This is a genomic window from Campylobacter sp. RM6914 (genome assembly GCF_004803835.1).
GTDB classification, from domain to species: Bacteria; Campylobacterota; Campylobacteria; order Campylobacterales; family Campylobacteraceae; genus Campylobacter_A; species Campylobacter_A californiensis.
Genome location: NZ_CP012545.1, coordinates 64,155 through 81,162, shown reverse-complemented (window position 1 = coordinate 81,162; position 17,008 = coordinate 64,155). Strand labels below are relative to the sequence as shown.

Here is a 17,008-nt window from a genome sequence, read left to right as displayed (position 1 = left end):
TTAACAATAAATCCATTACACGTGCACGGCTTGCGTCTTAGCGCAAGAGTTTTTTTGTAAAATAGTTCCTATCTCGCTGATTAAAATTCCTGCAAGTATGATAAGCGCACCCAAAATTTGCCACACACCAAACATCTCTCCACCCGCAAAATACCCCAAAACTCCCGCAGAAACAGGCTCAAGTGTAAAGATAAGAGCGGCCTTTACAGGTGTCGTTAGCTTTAGCATGGTTGCTTGCATGATGAAGCCAAAAATGGTTGCAAACAAGATAGATATCACCATCGCTTTGTAAAAAGCATAGTCTAAATTCGGCGTTATACCATCTTCAAAAGCAAATGCAAAAATCGCACTTAACACGATGATGACGCCAAACTGTGTCGCAAGAAGAGTAAATAGTTCGCATTTTTTAGCATAAAAGCTAGTAAATACGATGTGAAAAGCCCAGGCAAACGCACAAACTATACTTAAAGCCTCTCCCTTGCCAAAGCTAACACTAGGATCGCTCAAAAAGTAAAGCCCTATACATCCTAAAGCAACGCCGATATAGGCATATATGCTTATCCTTTCGCGAAAAAAAGCATAAACCACAAATGGAACGATGACTACGTTTAGTCCGCTAATAAACGCTACATTTGCACTTTGGGCAAATTTAAAAGCAAAGGTTTGTGAGGCAAATCCAAAAAATAGTATCACGCCAAGGATAAGTCCGTATTTAATGCTATTTATGTCAAATTTCTTATCAAATTTAAAGGCTATAAACGCCATGATAAAACAAGCTATCAAAAAGCGCCAAAAAAGTAGCGTGAAAACACCATTTGTCTGCGTGGCGGTAGCCATAGGTAAAAACGTCGCACCCCAAACAATAGCCGTAGCAATAAGAGCAAGGTCCGCGTAAGTCTCTTTTGTAGATAAATTTCTAAGCATATCTCCTCCTAATCTCACTAAAATCACATTTTTGTAAAGGTGAAATGATAATTTAATTATGCTTTAAAATATTTTAACCAAGTGCATGAAAAGCCCATAAAGACGAACTTTACATAAAATTTATCAAATTTAACTACTCATCAAAGCCTCTTTTGCGTCTTATCTTTGGAGTTATGTATGAACCAAGTTCGCTAGCTAAAATACCCACAAGTATGACAAATGCACCTAAAATTTGCCATGAACTTAAAATTTCCGCACCGAAAAAATACCCCACAAAGCCTGCCACAACCGGCTCAAGAGTTAAGATAAGCACGGTTTTAACGGGTGTTGTATAGCGTTGTGCTATATTTTGTGCAAAAAATGCAAAAACCGTAGCCAAAGTAGCCGTTACTCCGACAGCAACGACAAATTCTCTATCAAGCACGGGCACAGGCGTATCTTCAAAAATTACGGCGCATATCAAAGATAGGGCGCAAACTACTAAAAATTCCGTCGCAACCATGACAAAAATTTCGCATTTTTTAACAAAATATCCGGCAAGCATGATTTCAAACGCATAAGCAAAAGCACAAAACAAACTTAAAAGCTCACCAAGTCCAAATCCAAGCTCACCGTCACAAAGCATATAAAGCCCAACCGTAGCCAAACTAGCTCCTATATATGTGTAGGCTCGAATTTTGGTTCTAAAAAATACAAACATCAAAAACGGAACAAATATGACGATAAGCCCCGTTATAAAGGCAACTGTGGAGCTTAGAGTGTATTTAAGAGCAAAGGTTTGCAGGGCAAATCCCGCAAATAAAAACACACCCACTATCGCGCCGTATTTTATGCTTTTTGGATCGATCCTCTTTATAAATTTTAATGATATAAGCGAAAGTAACGCAAATGCGATAAGAAATCGCCAAAAAAGTATAGTAAAAACGCCGTTTGTATCAAGAGCCTTTGCCATTGGCAAAAAGGTAACTCCCCACACGATACCCACGATAACAAGGGTAAAATCGGCGTAAAATTCCTTTCTTCTATCTGCTTTTATTGCGCTTGCGGTAGTCAAATTTTGCCTTTAATTTATTTTAGTAGTCCATCAAGTAGCTTTTTACCCCCGTTTAATGGGTTGGCTCTAAGTGCGCTCTCTTTTTCGCGCATAACTGCAAACAAGCCCTCAAGCGTCTTTTTGCTGATGTATTCGTTTAAATTTTCGCCATCTTGCGGTATGTATTTATCGGCTCCTAAATTTGAGGCTAAGCTTTTTAGCTCCTTTGCGGTTTGAGAATTTGAAGCCGTATTTGAGATGAAGGAATTTAGTCCGTTATACGCGTTTGCAAAGCTGTTTTGACTCATTATTTTTTCGATAATAGGAGTAAAAACTTTTTCTAATTTGGCGCTTGAGCTCTTTTCAAGATAGGCTGTCATGGCGTCATCTCCGCCTTGTATAAGCGTTTTAACATCATCTTGGCTCATGTTTTTGATACTATCCGTAAAAATCTGTGCCGCACCTGCGACGGCTTGAGTGGCGGCTTCGTTTATGCTCGTTTGCATATCTTTAGCCCACTTTTCTCCGCCAACGCTTTTAGCTAAATTTGCAGCCGTTTTAAGAGTCGGAGGTAGGTCGATCTTGGCTGTAGCGTTATTTATAAAACCGCCCTTTAGCTCATCTACAGCTTTTGAGATCGCTACATTTAAAAGGCTTTTATAGTCTTGTGAATTTGAATTATTTAGTATCTCTCCGCCTTGTTTTAAGACATTTGTTATATCAAACGCATTAAGGTTTAGCGCAACGCAAAGCGCGAGTATAAGTTTGCTTTTCATTTGTGTCCTTGTTAAAATTTTTAATTTTACCCAAAAGCTTTTTAAGATACAATAAGCCCTTTTAAATTTAGAGGTGTAAAATGATATTTCTTCTAGCCATTGCCCTTGCTATGGACGCTGTTGCCCTTTCTATCATTAACGGCGCCAAAAACCCGCAAATATCCATTTCTCATATACTTAGAATTTCTGCGGTATTTGGAGTATTTCAGGCATTAATGCCTTTGATAGGATTTACTTTAGGGCTTAGTTTCGTCTCTTTTATCGCCGGCATAGATCACTTTATAGCATTTGGAATTTTGCTGTTTTTAGGCATAAAAATGATAAAAGAAAGCCGTGAAGAGTGCGATGAAAATTTAGAAAAACTTAGCCTAAAAGAGCTACTTTTAGGTGCCATAGCAACCAGTATAGACGCACTAGCCGTTGGTGTAACTTTTAGTTTTGAACAAACCAACATCTTAAGTGCCTGTCTTATCATCGGGATATTTTGCTTTGCGCTTTGTATCATAGCTTGCTATATTGGAAAATTTATAGGCTCGTATCTACACTCAAAAGCTCTGGTGCTAGGCGGAGCGATACTTATTTTTCTAGGCTGTGAAATTTTGATAACACACTTACTTGATCATGGATTTAACTTTTAATAAGTCCATGCTCGTAGCTAAAACCTTACATTTGTATCTCGATGCCAACTGGGCAGTGGTCGCTGCCTACTATATCACTTAATATAAAAGCGTCTTTTAGTCTATCTTTAAGGCTTTGTGAAATAAAGAAATAATCAATCCTCCAACCGACATTTTTAGCTCTTGCGTTAAATCTATAACTCCACCACGAATAAGCCCCTTCTTTATCGCCATGAATTTGTCGATAAGTGTCGATAAAGCCGCTTTTTATAACCTCATCTATCCAAGCTCTTTCTATAGGTAAAAAGCCAGAGGTTTTGGAATTTGACTTTGGATTTTTAAGATCTATCTCTTTGTGTGCGGTATTAACATCGCCAAAAAATATCACATCATATCCGGCCGCCGTAAGCTCGTTTATATACTTTAAAAATTTGCTATAAAAGTCCATTTTATAAGCAAGGCGGATTTCATCTTTTTGCCCGTTTGGAAAGTAAATATTAAAGATCACTAAATTACCGAGGCGATGTTCCAAAACTCGCCCCTCACTATCTTCGAAAAATTGCGACTTAAAAGTGCTTGTATCAAATTTGGACATACTCATCACGCCCGAGTATCCGGCACGCTGGGCAGAGTTTATATTTATCTCATTAAAGCCTAAGGCATATATCTCTTTTGGTACATCAGTCTCTTTTACCTTAACCTCTTGAAGCCCTAGAAAATCAGGATCATGCTCGTTAAGCCACGAAAAACCGTCCTTTGCAGTTACGGCACGAAGTCCGTTTACATTCCAACTAATAAGTTTCAAATTTTATCCTTTTTAAAAGAAGTATAGCAAAAAATTTTAGCTTTTAACGCTTATCAGGCGGCGGGCTTAATTTATTTTATAGTATTATTGTGTTTTATTTATTTATAAAACAAGAGGCCTGGCATGAGAAATCAACCAAAATATAAATTTTTTAAAAACTGGAGCTATGCTATAGATGGATTTAAAGATATTTACGCAAACGAAAGTAGCTTTCGCTTAGAGCTTGTCGTATTTACGGCACTTGGATTAAGTCTTTTTTATTGGAAATTTGACTTGATTTTAAATTTAGCCATTATCTTTTCAATGACCTTGGTTTTGGTATGCGAGTGTTTAAACTCAGCCATCGAACGAGTAGTTGATCTTGCAAGTCCAAACATCCATCCTTTAGCAAAATGCGCAAAAGATGCCGCTAGTAGTGCTGTTATGATATGTAATTTTTTATGTGGTGGTTTTTTTATATATGCGTTGGTAACTAAAATTTAAGCCGAGCGAGAACTCGGCTTAGTCTTAGCGCGTTAGCTGCTTGTCTTGCATGTATTTTGCAGAGTATTGTCCGCGCAATAAACAATCATAACAATCGGGTGCATAAAGCATCATCATGGCTTGCGCCGACATATCATATCCTGCGTCACCGACACTGTTTACTATCTGATTTACAACAGCCGAAACCAGTATGCCTAGCAAACCGCCGCTACCTCCACCTGAGTCTTGTTGTGCTAAAACCGTTCTTTCCCAAAGGGTATTTGCTGTATTTATATCAACAAGCTTTGCCTCTACGGCAACGGCTGTTTTGCTGTTTATTAGCTGATAAGAGGTGCCGTATTGTGATACATTTAAGTAAAGCACCGCATCTGCGTTAAAAATTTGCTTTAATTTACTAAGAGGAATTTGAGCGATCTCACTTGGCTCTGTTATACCGTTATGCTTAAAAGTGTCATTTACTAAAGCCGGTGAAAATACATAGTATCCAGCCTCTGACAACGGCGCAAGAGAGTGTGCTAAAACAGCTGCTGAAGCTTTGATCTCCGCTGTTTCATTCGTAGGCATAGGCACCAAGATAGAGCGCGGCTTCGTCTGTAAAAAATTCGAGTAGTCATAACCTTTTGAAGCAGCACAAGCACTAAAAAATAGCGCAATAAACGCTAGAAATAATATATTTAAAAATTTCATTTTTTAGCCTTTGTGGTTTTGTCTTGAGTTAGCAAGAACTCGATGTAGCTTTTAGACTCAGGGAAAAGCTCTACTTCTTTTTGAAAATACGCCTTAGCTTGAGGCATATTGCCCAAATTTGAATAAAGCAAACCAAGATGAGCATAAAACCCCGGAGGAACTTTTAAGCCTTTCTCATACGCTCTTTGCTCGCTATCTCTTAACATAGAGATTTGCTCATTTAAGTCATACTCATCGCTTAGATACTTGTAGTTGGCACTTGTATATGAGCCATCCCAGTAGTAAAGCGCGCTTGACTTATCTCCAGCACAACCAGCAAATATAAAAGCGCAAAGCGCAACTAATAAAATTTTATATCTCATGCTTATCTGATGCTCCAGCTGCCACTTTCAAGTCCTGTCACCAAGTTGTCTACCGCCTCTCTTATGGCTAAACTTAAAACTTTGCCGTTTAGTGTCGCATCATATCCTGAACTACCGCCAAATCCAATAATCTCTCTACTGCTTAGCTCATACTCGCCTGCACCTTGTGACGAGTATACTACTTCTGAAGTGCTTGTATCTACGACATTTAAATTTACTTTTGCATAAGCGGTTTGTTTTTTACCTTTACCAAGTATGCCAAAAAGCTGATGATCGCCGGTAGTTTTTCTGCCAAATTCCGTTACATCACCGGTAACAACATATCTTGCGCCTTTAAAATTTGCCTGTGTTTTGTTAAATTTATTCTCTTGCTCAAGAGCTTTCATATTTGTGCGCTCAAGCACGTTAAATCTACCGCTATCGCGTAAATTGGTCACAAGTATAGTTGCGGCTTGATTGCCTAGTCTATCCTCGCCGTCGCTAAAAATTCCGTTTTGGTATGAGGATTGGTTGTTAAATCTACCTACCGATACGGTATGTTTTTCACCGTGATAAACAGTGCTAGCAGCCCTTACTTTTGGCGTTTCAAGCGTTCTTGAACTTTCGCTTGCACAACCGGCAAGTAGCATGCCCAGTGCTGCAACAGTTGCGATTTTAACGATGTGTTTTAAGTCCATCTTCTCTCCTTAATGAAATTTGATCTCAATAATACCAAAGAACAACTAAAACAGTGTTAAAAATTTTCGCTAAATTTCATCAACGATCTCTTTTAATAAAGCATAAGATCGTTGCTGTTTTTGCTCGTCAAATATATAACTAACAGCCATTATCTCGTCTGCCTTGACCTCTTGAGCCAAGCTTTGAAGTTGAAATTTAACACTCTCTTTACTGCCGATTAAAGAGCATGCGGTCATTTGTCTAACTACCGCTCGCTCTTGATTTATCAAATTTGTATTTTTAAAATCAACCGGACCAAAATGTGGAGCCTGCGTTGCCTTTTGGTAATTTCGCCATACAGCCTCATCGTCTTTTACAGGAGGCATTAAATTTTGATTGCCGCCGCTTACGACATTTATGAAAAACATGGTTTGAGAGGTAGCAAGACTCATCGCCTCTTCATCGCTGTCACCAACATAAGCATTCACACCAATGATAACATAGGGCTTATCCAAAAATTTAGATGGCTTGAAATTTCTTCTATAAATTTCTACCGCATCATATAAATCCCTTGGAGCAAAATGAGACGCAAACGCATAAGTAAGCCCTAGCTCTGCCGCTAAATACGCACTATGCAGGCTTGAGCCGAGTATATAAAATGGTAAATTTAAGCCCTTTGCAGGATATGCTTGCACGTTATTTGTTCCCTCAAAATACCCTCTAAGCTCTGCAAGATCGTCTCTAAAGTCAACCTCGCTACGCCCCCTTCTTAGAGCTCTTGCCGTCGGAGTATCAGTGCCGGGAGCTCTACCAAGCCCTAACTCGACACGACCAGGATAAAGCCTTTCTAAGGTAGCGTATTGTTCAGCTACAACATATGGGCTATGGTTTGGCAGCATCACTCCCCCGGATCCAACTCGCAATGTATTTGTATGCGAAAGTGTATGCTCTATAAGCAAGGTAGTAGCCGAACTTGCGATATGCGGCATGTTGTGGTGCTCTGCTATCCAGTAGCGCTCTATGCCTAAATTTTCAGCAAATTTGGCTAAATTTAGCATAGAATTTACGGCTTCTTTGTAAGTTTGTCCCTCGCGGATCGGAACTAAATTTAGTATGGAAAGTTTCATTTTTATCCTTGTAATTTAAATTTTATAAATTCTATCCATTAACAATTAACAAAATTTCAAGGTAAAAATAATAACAAAGTGTATTTGGCGTCTAAATTTAGATAAAATTTGACGCCTTTAGAGGGTTATTAAAACGGTTTAAATACTATCATCCAGATGATAATTAGCATAGCCACAGTCGGTACTTCGTTATAAGCACGGAAGAACATGCCTGATTTATTACAGCGCTTTTCGCGAAGCAACTTCATGTATCTGCCAAGATCAAGATGGTATATCGCCATTAGCACAACCACGGTCAGCTTTACATGTATATAACCTGATCTTAGCAAGTCAGGCATCGAAAGGATGATCAAAATTCCCGTTGCGAATGAGCCTATTAACGCGATCCAGCCGATATAATGATACATTTTGTATTCCATAACCTCAACTACTTTTACATAGTCTGGTTTATCCATATTTTCCGCATGATAGACATAAAGTCGTGGCTGATAGAACAATACCGCCATCCACGATACGAAAAATATATAGTGTGCAAATCTGAAGTAATTATAATACTCCGCCAAAATATCTGACATATTATCTCCTTTGAATTGTTTTGTTATCTAAATAAAATTTCTTTTCTGGCTTCAAATTCGGCTTTACTGATCTCACCTTTTTCATAAAGCTCGTAAAGACGTTTTAGGTCATTTGCGATATCTTGATTTTTAAGATCTCGCTTAAGCCCCTCTTTTAGGATATTTTCATCGACATACTTACCTGTTAAAAATACATCCGCTATCCACCAAATGCCCCAGATCAAGAGAAAAACATATCCCACAAGCACAACTTGAAGCATGGTCCCCATAAAAAACAGCCCCATCATTAAAAAGCCTGTTATAAATTTACCAAGATAGAGCCTATGTGCACCAAGCCAGCCCAAGAAAAACCAAAGCGCGTAAGCTACATATATGTTATTCATTGCTCTTCCTTTTGATCTTAAATATTAATTCTAAATTAAAAATTATTAAATTATTTTAAATTTTACTCTTTTTAGCAAAAAAACTATGCCAAAGTATTAAAACAACGCCAAGATCTATCATCACGTCGGCAAGATTAAACACCGCAAACTCAAACCACTTATGCCAAAATACATAATCCACTACACCGCCATGAACAAATCTATCAAGGATATTTGAGCATCCTGCACCAAAGATCAGACCGACCGCGGTTGTGTTTGAGCTTAAAATTTCCCTCTCTTTTAAAAGATACATAAAAGCAGCCACAAGAAGCGCTAGCTGAATAAATTTTAAATTCTCCCCCAAAAAAGAAAACATAGAAAATGCCACGCCAAAATTATAAGTAAGTATGAGAGAGAAAAACTCCCCCTCATATCTACCGTATCCTGAGACATAGGCTAGTTTTATCGCCTGGTCAAGTAAAAATACAAAAACAAAAACAACTAAAAATTTAAATAAAATTTTATGCATTTAAGGCTTTTATGAAGAATTTTTCAACCTCTGCCATACGCTTTTCAACCAAGGCTTGATTTTTACCTTCGAGCAAAAGGCGGATGAGATTTTCTGTCCCGGAGTAACGAAATAACGCCCTTATGCCGTCTTTTTTAAGACTTGCCTCAAGCTCTTTAAGCCCATCTATCTTGTCAAGAGGTTTTTTCTCGCTTATCTTTAAATTTAATAAAATTTGCGGGTAAGGTTTTATCGCGCTAAAAATTTCACTTACTTTTTTACCTTTTTTAAGTATCATCGCAACTATTTGCATGGATGTTACAAGCCCATCGCCCGTCTTTGCAAAGTCGTTAAATATCACATGTCCGCTTTGCTCTCCGCCAAAATTTATACCATGTTTTTTCATAAGCTCAAGAACGTATTTATCACCGACATTAGCCCTAATGAGCTTTAAGTCGTGTGAAGCTAAATGATCCTCAAGAGCCGCATTGCTCATAACAGTAGCAACTACGCCGCCGCCTTTTAGCATATTTTGCTCGTTTAAAAACGTGGCTAAAACGCCAATTAGCGCGTCGCCGTGCACCACTTCGCCACGCTCATCAACAACCACTATCCTATCTGCATCGCCGTCAAAGGCAAATCCTATATCCGCACGAAGTCTCTTAACCTCGCTTGCTAGCTCCTCAGGATGAAGCGCGCCACACCCTTGGTTGATGTTACTGCCGTTTGGCTCATCGTTTATAACGATAACATCGGCTCCAAGTTCGCTAAAAACAGTCGGAGCGACTTTATATGCAGCACCGTTTGCCACATCAAGAACAACTCGTAAATTTTTAAGAGTTAACTCTTTTGGGAAAGAATTTTTTATCTGCACGATATATCTTCCAATAACGTCATCTATACGTTTGTTTGCACCAATTTCAGTCATTGTCTTTTGCGCATTTGCTATCAACTCATCGTTAAAATAAATTTTTTCTATCTCGGCTTCGATATCCTCTTCAAGTTTATCGCCCTTTCCGTCGAAAAATTTAATGCCGTTATCATAAAAAGGATTATGTGAGGCACTTATCATGATACCAGCGTCACATCGCATATTTTCAGTCAAAAACGCTACCGCAGGAGTTGGCATAGGTCCTATTTGCAAGACATTATAGCCAACAGCCGTAAGACCCGCAACAATGGCCGTTTCTATCATATAACCGCTTTTTCTTGTATCTTTTCCAAGCAAAATCGTATTTGTAACCGAATACTTTCTAAAATAAATTCCCGCTGCCATTGCTAGGCGCATAGCCGTTTGTGCGGATAGTTTTTCTCCCGCTTTGCCACGAACTCCGTCGGTACCAAATAGTTTCATAATTGTTCCTTATTCTAAGACTTTACTTCCTAGTAAATTTATGCATATAAAATAATTCATACGCAAATTTTGCTATTTTATCAAAAAAATATAAATTTATATAAAAACCAAAAACACTAAAATATTATAATAAAGATGGCAGTTATCGCTTTTATGGCCGATAAAATTTACAGCGATCTAAAAAATTTTAAATTTTACTTAAATTAAGCAATATTTAAATAAAAATTACATATAATCACGGACTAAAATTATCAAAAAGGTAAATTATGGCAAATCACAAATCTGCTGAAAAAAGAGCAAGACAAACTATAAAAAGAACTGAGAGAAATAGATTTTACCGCACAAGACTTAAAAACATAACAAAAGCTGTGCGCGTAGCTGTTGAAGCTAAAGATCTAAACGCTGCTAACGAGGCTTTAAAAGTTGCAAACAAAAGTATTCATAGCTTTGTGAGCAAGGGCGTAATCAAAAAAGAGACAGCTGCACGCCGTGTTAGTCGTCTTGCAAAACTTGTAAATACATTAAAAGCTGCGTAATTAACCCTTAATGTTTGCCGATAAACTCCAACCGTTTTTGGATCGCTATAATGAAATTTCTCTACTTCTAAGCGATCCAAGCATAATCAACGATATAGAAAAGATGACTAAGCTCTCAAAAGAGCAGTCATCTTTAGAAGATATCAAAAATGCGGCAAGTGAGTATCTGCAAACACTTAACGATATAGAAGAAAACAAATCCCTTCTTGACGATCCAGAACTTGGCGAACTAGCCAAAGAGGAGTTAAAAAACGCTCAATCTCGTATCGTTAAGCTTGAGGACGATATAAAAATTCTACTCTTACCGAAAGATCCTAATGACGATAGAAATATCTTTTTAGAGATCCGTGCCGGAACAGGCGGCGATGAGGCAGCTCTGTTTGTCGGCGATCTTTTTAATGCATACATAAGATACGCCGAACTTCACGGATGGAAATTTGAGATAGTAAGTCAAAGTGAGGGAAGTGCGGGTGGTTTTAAAGAGATCATCGTGCTTATCAAAGGCGCTGGTGCATACTCAAGGCTCAAATTTGAAGGTGGAACACACCGTGTTCAACGTGTGCCAGAAACCGAAAGCCAAGGTCGCGTGCACACATCAGCCGTTACTGTAGCCATCATGCCGGAAGTTGAAGACAGCCAAGTGCAGATAAACCCCAACGACCTTCGTATAGATGTTATGCGTAGCTCCGGACATGGCGGACAAAGCGTAAACACAACCGACTCGGCCGTCCGTATCACACACATCCCAACAGGTCTAGTCGTAACCAACCAAGACGGCAAATCGCAACACAAAAACAAAGAAGCTGCGATGAAAGTACTAAAAGCACGCCTTTACGAAATGCAAGAGGCTGAGCGTCTTGAAAAAGAGATGAGTGAACGTAAATCACAAGTAGGAACCGGCGACAGAAGCGGTCGTATACGCACTTACAACTTCCCGCAAAACCGTATAAGCGATCATCGCATAAACCTGACCCTTTACCGTTTGGACGCTATCATGATGGCTGGGTTGTTTGACGAGATCATAGAACCGCTTATCGCCCACTATCAAACCGAGGCATTAACAGCTGCCGGCTTATAAAAATGTCGATTAGTGTTAGAAACCGACTTGATGTTGAAATTTCAAACGTTAAAACAGGTGCTATAAATTCATTAATAACCGCTAAACTAAAAAGTGGTGAAATTTTAAAAGCAACCATTAGTGTTAGTAGCGAGAAAAATTTAGAGTTAAAAAGCGGCAAAAAAGCGATATTTTTATTTGAAGCTTCAAATGTTGTCGTTGCAAAAGACGGAAATTTAAAGCTAAGTGCGACAAATCAAATTTCAGGAACAATCAGCAAAATCATAGACACCGCAACAAATTCCAAGATCATCATCGATATAAAAGACGATCAAATTTCAGCCCTTATAACAAAGAGTTCTTGCAAGAAGCTAGCCTTAAAGACGGGCGATAAAGTAACGGCTATAATTAAAACTTCTCAAATAATAGTAGGCGTAAAAGTTTAAATACAAAATTTATAAACACCGTTTTTTACGCGCTCTATTACGCCTTTTTCTTTTAATAAATTTAGCGTATTTATAACAGTAGGCTTGCTTGCATTTGCCAACTCACAAAGTTTTTCGATACTTGCAAAAGCAAATCCTCTCTCATCACGCAGCCTGCAAAGCTCGCTTATCACCACCATCTTCTTCTCGCCAACGATCGCAGCAAAAACAGATCGCTCAAAAGCGTCCATTACAACTTTGCTTTCTTGCTGCAAGCCTTTACCGCCTCTATCACGGCATTTCTAAAACCATTTTTCTCAAGTGCCGCGATCGCTTCTATGGTGGTCCCCATGGGCGAGCAGACGGCATCTTTTAGTTGCGCTGGATGTTTGCCGGTTTGTGAGATTAAATTTGCAGAGCTGGCAACCGCGCGAGATGCGATCTCATAAGCCTTAAGGCGTGGCATACCCTCTAAAACCGCTCCATCCGCCAAAGCCTCGATAAAAACAAAAACATAAGCAGGAAGACTTCCGGCTATCGCTACAAAGGCGGCAAACAGCTTCTCTTCTATCTCATGAGCAGAGCCAAAACTCTCTATAAATTTCATCACAATTTTACGATCCTCATGTGTAAAATTTTCACCAAAACATATGGCGGTTACACTTTGAGAGATAGCGGCTGCGACATTTGGCATACTGCGAACTATTTTGACATTTTTATTTAGCCTTTCGCTCATGAAATTTATGCTAATCCCGCTTGCAACGCTTAAGATTATCGCACCGTCTTTAGTGTCGTCTTTTATTGCTTTTAGCAACTCTTCAAATCCTGCAGGCTTAATAGCGATAATTAACAAGTCGGCATTTTTAGCCACTTCGTGCTCATTGTCACATACATTTATGCCAAATTTATCTTTTAACGCGCTGTTTTTACTTCTTGCAAAGGCAAAAATTTCTTGCTCTTTTACAAATTCCTGTTTTATAGCCGCGCCAAGTATCGCCTCGCCCATATTTCCAACACCTATAAATCCAACCTTCATCATTATCCCCTAATCTGCCCGTTTCCTCTTACGACATATTTGTAAGTCGTAAGCTCTCTAACACCCATCGGACCTCTTGCATGAAGTTTTTGTGTCGAAATTCCTATCTCTCCGCCAAAGCCAAATTCCCCACCGTCGCTAAATCTAGTTGAAGCGTTTGCATACACGACGGCACTATTTACCGAGTTTAAAAACAGCTCTATATTGGCGTAGTTTTGGCTTAGTATCGCGTCTGAGTGTCCACTTGAATGTTCGTTTATATATCTTATAGCATCGGTTGTATTTTTAACTCTTTTAACAACCAAGATAAGATCTAAAAATTCTGCTCCAAAGTCCGTATCTTTAGCTTTTACAACATTTTTTTCATTCATAAATTTAGTATAAATTTCATCATCTAGTCTTAACTCTACTTCACTTAACTCTTTGATAAGAGCAGGTATAAATTTATCCGTGATATTTTCATGCACAAGCACACATTCAACCGCATTACATACGCTTGGTCGCTGTGTTTTTGCGTTTTTTACGATATTTACGGCTTCATTTATATTGGTACTTTCATCGATAAAAATTTGACAAACACCAGAACCTGTCTCAACCACAGGGATAGTTGCGTTTTTGATTATAAATTCTTTTAAATTTTTACCACCGCGAGGGATTAAAACGTCGATAAATTCATGCATTTTTATCATCTGCTCTACCACACTTCGATCCGTGCTTTGCACTAGTTGCACGGCATTTTTTACAAGCCCTGCTTTAGATCCTGCCTCGTTAAATAAATTTACAAGAAATTTGTTGGAATTTATCGCACTTGCCGACCCCCTAAGAATGATAGCGTTCGAGCTTTTTAATGCAAGTGCCGCCGCATCTATGCTAACGTTTGGTCTTGACTCATATATCATGCCTATAACGCCCAGAGGAACACGTGTTTTTGTTATTTGCATGCCATTTTTATGCCGCCATCCATCTAAAATTTCACCAATAGGATCGGCAAAGTCAGCCACTTCAAGCAATCCGTTAGCCATCGCCTCTATCCTGGCGTCACTTAGTCTCAAACGATCAAGCAAAGCAACACTAAGACCTGATGCTTCTCCGTTTTTTATATCTATCTCGTTTGCGGCTTTTATTTGCTCTTTTTTTGCTAAAATTTCAGCAGATACGGCTCGTAAAATTTTATTTTTCGTCTCACTTTTTAATGCTACAAGCTCGCCAGTTGCCTCTTTTGCCAGTTTTGCAATATCTAAAATTTCATTCATTTCATACCTTTTAGTTTTGATCTTTAGAGGCTAAATTATCTGCATGTATAACGTCATTATCGCTTTTATGACCTAAAATTTGCTCTATCTCATCACTTTTATGACCTTTTATAAGAGAAATTTCACTACTTGAGTAATTGCTTATGCCTTTGGCGACGACCTTGCCGTCACGACTTTTTACGTTTATCATATCACCCCTCTCAAACTCCGATATAACATCTAAAATTCCGACACTAAGCAAGCTTTTGCCTTGCGCTAAAGCCTTTATCGCTCCATCATCAACCACAATCTCACCCTTTTGCGTAGCGCCGTAAGCAAGCCAATACTTCCTTGAGCTTAGCTTCTTTTGGTTTGCCAAAAAGAGAGTTCCTATCTTCTCTTTATTTAAAATTTTAAACAAAACATTTGGCATTTTGCCATTTGCAATGATTAAATTTGTGCCGATCTTATTTGCCATTTTGGCTGCGCTGATCTTAGTAGTCATACCCCCTGTGCCAAATTTACCCCCGTCACCGTCAGCCATTTTTTCTATATTTTCGTCGATTTCTTCAACGGTGTTTATTAGTTTTGCGTCCAAATTTGTATTTGGATTTTTATCATAAAGCCCATCGATATCGCTTAGTATAATAAGCAAATCAGCATCAACTAAGCCTGCTACAAGCGCACTTAGAGTATCGTTGTCGCCCACCTTGATCTCATCAGCAACCACCGGGTCATTTTCATTTATGATAGGCACGATACCCAAACTTAAAAGCTTTAAGCAAACATTTCTAACACTCAAATATCTTTTGCGATCACCAAAGTCGCCTCTTGTAAGTAAAAGTTGGGCGATATTTTTAGAATGTGCCCAAAAAATTCGCTCATAAAGATGCATCAAGGCCACTTGACCTACCGCCGCTAGAGCTTGTTTTTCATTTATATTACTCGGTTTTTTATCAAGCCCAAGCAGCCCCATGCCTGCACCTACAGCACCGGAACTCACTAAAATCACTTCAAAGCCGCGATTTTTAAGATCGCAAATTTGAGCTACTAGGGATTTTATAAGCGTTTCATTAAGAGAGCCATCGGAATTTGTAAGAGTTGAAGTGCCGACTTTTATTACGATTTTCTTGATGTTTTTAAAATTACGATGCATTGTATGTAGCCTTAAAAATTTTACGTAAGATTATAACTAAAATTTGGTATATTTTTAATTTTTTGCTAAGATAGAAAAAATTTTAAAGGAAAAAAATGTCAAATATCAAAGAGTTCTTAAAGCACGAGGCTAGCGGTGGTGTCTTGTTGATGATAGCAACTATTTTGGCTTTAGTTTGCCAAAATACATTTTTAAGCGAATTTTATAATGAATTTTTAAAGACGAAATTCACTATAAGCTTCGGAGATATCGGACTCAGCAAGGCTCTTATATTATGGGTAAATGATGGCTTGATGGCGGTTTTTTTCTTTTTAGTCGGTCTTGAACTAAAACGTGAGGTCTTAGAAGGTGAGCTTAGAAACCCATCGCAAATAGCTCTTCCTGCGATCGCGGCTGCCGGTGGCGTTATAGTTCCTGCGCTGATCTTTTACATCTTTACCGCAGATGATAGTTTTGCACTTAAGGGCTGGGCTATACCAACGGCTACCGACATAGCATTTGCCCTAGGCATACTTAGCCTGCTTGGCTCACGCGTGCCAACTAGTCTTAAAATTTTTCTTATGACGTTAGCGATCATCGATGACTTATGTGCCATTATAATCATCGCACTATTTTATACAAGCGAGCTTAGCGTCTTATCACTTGGCATATCGTCTCTTTGCCTTATAGCTCTTTTTGCACTAAATCGCTACGGAGTAAAAAGTAAGGCAGCATATCTACTAGTGGGTGCTATCATGTGGGTTGCAGTACTAAAATCAGGTGTCCATGCTACTCTTGCAGGCGTTGTGGCGGCATTTTTTATACCTTTAAGCTTTAAAAATAATCCAAAATCAATGCTAAAAGAGATAGAGCACGACCTGCACTCTTGGGTTGCTTTTGCGATACTTCCGATATTTGCTTTCGTAAATGCGGGTATTGCCTTAAAAGGTGTTGGACTAAATGAAATTTTATCTCCTGTTGCTCTTGGAACCGCTCTTGGTCTTTTTATAGGCAAACAACTTGGTGTATTTGGATTTAGCTTTGTGGCTATAAAATTTAAGATGGCAAAACTTCCAGACGGCGTAAATTGGGCGCAACTTTACGGAGTAGCGATACTTTGCGGAGTTGGTTTTACAATGAGTCTTTTTGTAAACGGTTTAGCCTATAACGACACAGATGCCTTTGCCTACACTGATAAGCTAGCTATCTTGATAGGCTCTGTTATATCAGGGGTTATAGGTTTTGTTATATTAAGAGTATTTAGTAGCGAAAGAAAAGAAAATTTGAATTAATAATAAAAGAGTGGATAGCTCCACT

Annotated in this window: 22 protein-coding genes; 6 read left to right on the top strand and 16 right to left on the bottom strand. The window is 38.6% G+C overall.

Going from position 1 to position 17,008, the window contains the following annotated elements; all coding sequences use genetic code 11:
• Positions 1-15: 15 nt before the first annotated feature.
• From CCAL_RS00410 to CCAL_RS00400, 3 genes are all read right to left on the bottom strand, one after another.
• Complete coding sequence (locus CCAL_RS00410) at positions 16-924, bottom strand: DMT family transporter (RefSeq protein ID WP_169972307.1); 909 nt, start codon at positions 922-924, stop codon at positions 16-18.
• 133 nt (positions 925-1,057) lie between these two features.
• A complete protein-coding gene (locus CCAL_RS00405) occupies positions 1,058-1,960 on the bottom strand; it encodes a DMT family transporter (protein ID WP_169972322.1) in 903 nt (300 codons plus the stop codon).
• A gap of 32 nt (positions 1,961-1,992) precedes the next feature.
• Complete coding sequence (locus tag CCAL_RS00400) at positions 1,993-2,733, bottom strand: DUF4197 domain-containing protein (RefSeq protein ID WP_170000506.1); 741 nt, start codon at positions 2,731-2,733, stop codon at positions 1,993-1,995.
• A gap of 80 nt (positions 2,734-2,813) precedes the next feature.
• Here CCAL_RS00400 and CCAL_RS00395 point away from each other — a divergent pair, with 80 nt between their 5' ends.
• Positions 2,814-3,371 (top strand): manganese efflux pump MntP, encoded by a 558-nt coding sequence (locus tag CCAL_RS00395; protein WP_169937895.1) that lies wholly within the window; start codon positions 2,814-2,816, stop codon positions 3,369-3,371.
• Positions 3,372-3,396: 25 nt separating this feature from the next.
• Here the strand turns inward: CCAL_RS00395 and CCAL_RS00390 are convergent, their stop codons facing one another.
• Positions 3,397-4,155, bottom strand: a complete 759-nt coding sequence (locus CCAL_RS00390; RefSeq protein ID WP_170015351.1) for an exodeoxyribonuclease III — start codon at positions 4,153-4,155, stop codon at positions 3,397-3,399.
• 123 nt (positions 4,156-4,278) lie between these two features.
• On the opposite strand from CCAL_RS00390, the gene CCAL_RS00385 reads away from it, so the two are divergent.
• Positions 4,279-4,638 carry a diacylglycerol kinase gene (locus CCAL_RS00385; protein WP_170015353.1) on the top strand — a complete coding sequence of 120 codons (360 nt, stop codon included), beginning with the start codon at positions 4,279-4,281 and terminating at the stop codon, positions 4,636-4,638.
• Between the two features lie 24 nt (positions 4,639-4,662).
• Here the strand turns inward: CCAL_RS00385 and CCAL_RS00380 are convergent, their stop codons facing one another.
• From CCAL_RS00380 to glmM, 8 genes are all read right to left on the bottom strand, one after another.
• Positions 4,663-5,325 carry a DUF799 domain-containing protein gene (locus CCAL_RS00380; protein ID WP_169937889.1) on the bottom strand — a complete coding sequence of 221 codons (663 nt, stop codon included), beginning with the start codon at positions 5,323-5,325 and terminating at the stop codon, positions 4,663-4,665.
• Positions 5,322-5,687 carry a DUF4810 domain-containing protein gene (locus tag CCAL_RS00375; RefSeq protein WP_169937887.1) on the bottom strand — a complete coding sequence of 122 codons (366 nt, stop codon included), beginning with the start codon at positions 5,685-5,687 and terminating at the stop codon, positions 5,322-5,324. The genes CCAL_RS00380 and CCAL_RS00375 overlap by 4 nt, the downstream gene beginning before the upstream one ends.
• Positions 5,688-5,689: 2 nt before the next feature.
• Positions 5,690-6,364, bottom strand: coding sequence for a CsgG/HfaB family protein (locus tag CCAL_RS00370; RefSeq protein WP_169937885.1), 675 nt, complete (start codon positions 6,362-6,364; stop codon positions 5,690-5,692).
• A gap of 69 nt (positions 6,365-6,433) precedes the next feature.
• The gene (locus tag CCAL_RS00365) at positions 6,434-7,471 is read right to left on the bottom strand and encodes an LLM class flavin-dependent oxidoreductase (protein WP_170015355.1); all 1,038 of its coding nucleotides are present in this window, start codon (positions 7,469-7,471) and stop codon (positions 6,434-6,436) included.
• Between the two features lie 128 nt (positions 7,472-7,599).
• Positions 7,600-8,034: a protoporphyrinogen oxidase HemJ gene (gene hemJ / locus CCAL_RS00360; RefSeq protein WP_169938037.1), complete on the bottom strand. Its 435-nt coding sequence runs from the start codon at positions 8,032-8,034 to the stop codon at positions 7,600-7,602.
• Between the two features lie 35 nt (positions 8,035-8,069).
• Positions 8,070-8,429: an NINE protein gene (locus CCAL_RS00355; RefSeq protein ID WP_169937881.1), complete on the bottom strand. Its 360-nt coding sequence runs from the start codon at positions 8,427-8,429 to the stop codon at positions 8,070-8,072.
• 55 nt (positions 8,430-8,484) lie between these two features.
• Complete coding sequence (gene lspA, locus CCAL_RS00350) at positions 8,485-8,937, bottom strand: signal peptidase II (protein ID WP_170015357.1); 453 nt, start codon at positions 8,935-8,937, stop codon at positions 8,485-8,487.
• Positions 8,930-10,270 carry a phosphoglucosamine mutase gene (gene glmM / locus CCAL_RS00345; protein ID WP_170000507.1) on the bottom strand — a complete coding sequence of 447 codons (1,341 nt, stop codon included), beginning with the start codon at positions 10,268-10,270 and terminating at the stop codon, positions 8,930-8,932. The genes lspA and glmM overlap by 8 nt, the downstream gene beginning before the upstream one ends.
• A gap of 266 nt (positions 10,271-10,536) precedes the next feature.
• On the opposite strand from glmM, the gene rpsT reads away from it, so the two are divergent.
• From rpsT to CCAL_RS00330, 3 genes are read left to right on the top strand one after another with little or no spacing between them, the layout of a single operon-like run.
• A complete protein-coding gene (gene rpsT, locus CCAL_RS00340) occupies positions 10,537-10,806 on the top strand; it encodes a 30S ribosomal protein S20 (RefSeq protein ID WP_169972313.1) in 270 nt (89 codons plus the stop codon).
• A gap of 10 nt (positions 10,807-10,816) precedes the next feature.
• A complete protein-coding gene (gene prfA / locus CCAL_RS00335) occupies positions 10,817-11,884 on the top strand; it encodes a peptide chain release factor 1 (RefSeq protein WP_170015359.1) in 1,068 nt (355 codons plus the stop codon).
• Positions 11,885-11,886: 2 nt separating this feature from the next.
• Entirely contained in the window at positions 11,887-12,309 is a 423-nt protein-coding gene (locus CCAL_RS00330; RefSeq protein WP_170015361.1) for a TOBE domain-containing protein, read from the top strand.
• Here CCAL_RS00330 and CCAL_RS00325 read toward each other — a convergent pair.
• Genes CCAL_RS00325 through proB form a run of 4 tightly spaced genes read right to left on the bottom strand, consistent with a single transcriptional unit; the run spans position 12,306 to position 15,712 of the window.
• Entirely contained in the window at positions 12,306-12,539 is a 234-nt protein-coding gene (locus tag CCAL_RS00325; protein WP_169937870.1) for a helix-turn-helix domain-containing protein, read from the bottom strand. The genes CCAL_RS00330 and CCAL_RS00325 overlap by 4 nt on opposite strands.
• Complete coding sequence (gene proC / locus CCAL_RS00320; protein ID WP_216656470.1) at positions 12,539-13,324, bottom strand: pyrroline-5-carboxylate reductase; 786 nt, start codon at positions 13,322-13,324, stop codon at positions 12,539-12,541. Before proC ends, CCAL_RS00325 begins: the two co-directional genes overlap by 1 nt.
• Positions 13,325-13,326: 2 nt before the next feature.
• Positions 13,327-14,577 (bottom strand): glutamate-5-semialdehyde dehydrogenase, encoded by a 1,251-nt coding sequence (locus tag CCAL_RS00315; RefSeq protein ID WP_170015365.1) that lies wholly within the window; start codon positions 14,575-14,577, stop codon positions 13,327-13,329.
• A 10-nt stretch (positions 14,578-14,587) separates the two neighbouring features.
• Entirely contained in the window at positions 14,588-15,712 is a 1,125-nt protein-coding gene (gene proB, locus CCAL_RS00310; protein ID WP_170015367.1) for a glutamate 5-kinase, read from the bottom strand.
• 95 nt (positions 15,713-15,807) lie between these two features.
• On the opposite strand from proB, the gene nhaA reads away from it, so the two are divergent.
• Positions 15,808-16,983, top strand: a complete 1,176-nt coding sequence (gene nhaA / locus CCAL_RS00305; RefSeq protein ID WP_172285016.1) for a Na+/H+ antiporter NhaA — start codon at positions 15,808-15,810, stop codon at positions 16,981-16,983.
• Positions 16,984-17,008 lie beyond the last annotated feature (25 nt).

Bases quoted from the DNA above. Each gene is read 5' to 3' on its own strand.
- rpsT (WP_169972313.1), top strand. From the start codon at position 10,537: ATGGCAAATCACAAATCTGCTGAAAAAAGAGCAAGACAAACTATAAAA.
- CCAL_RS00315 (WP_170015365.1), bottom strand. From the start codon at position 14,577: ATGAATGAAATTTTAGATATTGCAAAACTGGCAAAAGAGGCAACTGGC.
- CCAL_RS00325 (WP_169937870.1), bottom strand. From the start codon at position 12,539: ATGGACGCTTTTGAGCGATCTGTTTTTGCTGCGATCGTTGGCGAGAAG.
- CCAL_RS00395 (WP_169937895.1), top strand. From the start codon at position 2,814: ATGATATTTCTTCTAGCCATTGCCCTTGCTATGGACGCTGTTGCCCTT.
- lspA (WP_170015357.1), bottom strand. From the start codon at position 8,937: ATGCATAAAATTTTATTTAAATTTTTAGTTGTTTTTGTTTTTGTATTT.
- CCAL_RS00330 (WP_170015361.1), top strand. From the start codon at position 11,887: ATGTCGATTAGTGTTAGAAACCGACTTGATGTTGAAATTTCAAACGTT.
- nhaA (WP_172285016.1), top strand. From the start codon at position 15,808: ATGTCAAATATCAAAGAGTTCTTAAAGCACGAGGCTAGCGGTGGTGTC.
- CCAL_RS00385 (WP_170015353.1), top strand. From the start codon at position 4,279: ATGAGAAATCAACCAAAATATAAATTTTTTAAAAACTGGAGCTATGCT.
- CCAL_RS00370 (WP_169937885.1), bottom strand. From the start codon at position 6,364: ATGGACTTAAAACACATCGTTAAAATCGCAACTGTTGCAGCACTGGGC.
- glmM (WP_170000507.1), bottom strand. From the start codon at position 10,270: ATGAAACTATTTGGTACCGACGGAGTTCGTGGCAAAGCGGGAGAAAAA.
- proC (WP_216656470.1), bottom strand. From the start codon at position 13,324: ATGAAGGTTGGATTTATAGGTGTTGGAAATATGGGCGAGGCGATACTT.
- CCAL_RS00380 (WP_169937889.1), bottom strand. From the start codon at position 5,325: ATGAAATTTTTAAATATATTATTTCTAGCGTTTATTGCGCTATTTTTT.
- prfA (WP_170015359.1), top strand. From the start codon at position 10,817: ATGTTTGCCGATAAACTCCAACCGTTTTTGGATCGCTATAATGAAATT.
- CCAL_RS00375 (WP_169937887.1), bottom strand. From the start codon at position 5,687: ATGAGATATAAAATTTTATTAGTTGCGCTTTGCGCTTTTATATTTGCT.
- CCAL_RS00410 (WP_169972307.1), bottom strand. From the start codon at position 924: ATGCTTAGAAATTTATCTACAAAAGAGACTTACGCGGACCTTGCTCTT.
- CCAL_RS00400 (WP_170000506.1), bottom strand. From the start codon at position 2,733: ATGAAAAGCAAACTTATACTCGCGCTTTGCGTTGCGCTAAACCTTAAT.
- CCAL_RS00355 (WP_169937881.1), bottom strand. From the start codon at position 8,429: ATGAATAACATATATGTAGCTTACGCGCTTTGGTTTTTCTTGGGCTGG.
- proB (WP_170015367.1), bottom strand. From the start codon at position 15,712: ATGCATCGTAATTTTAAAAACATCAAGAAAATCGTAATAAAAGTCGGC.
- CCAL_RS00365 (WP_170015355.1), bottom strand. From the start codon at position 7,471: ATGAAACTTTCCATACTAAATTTAGTTCCGATCCGCGAGGGACAAACT.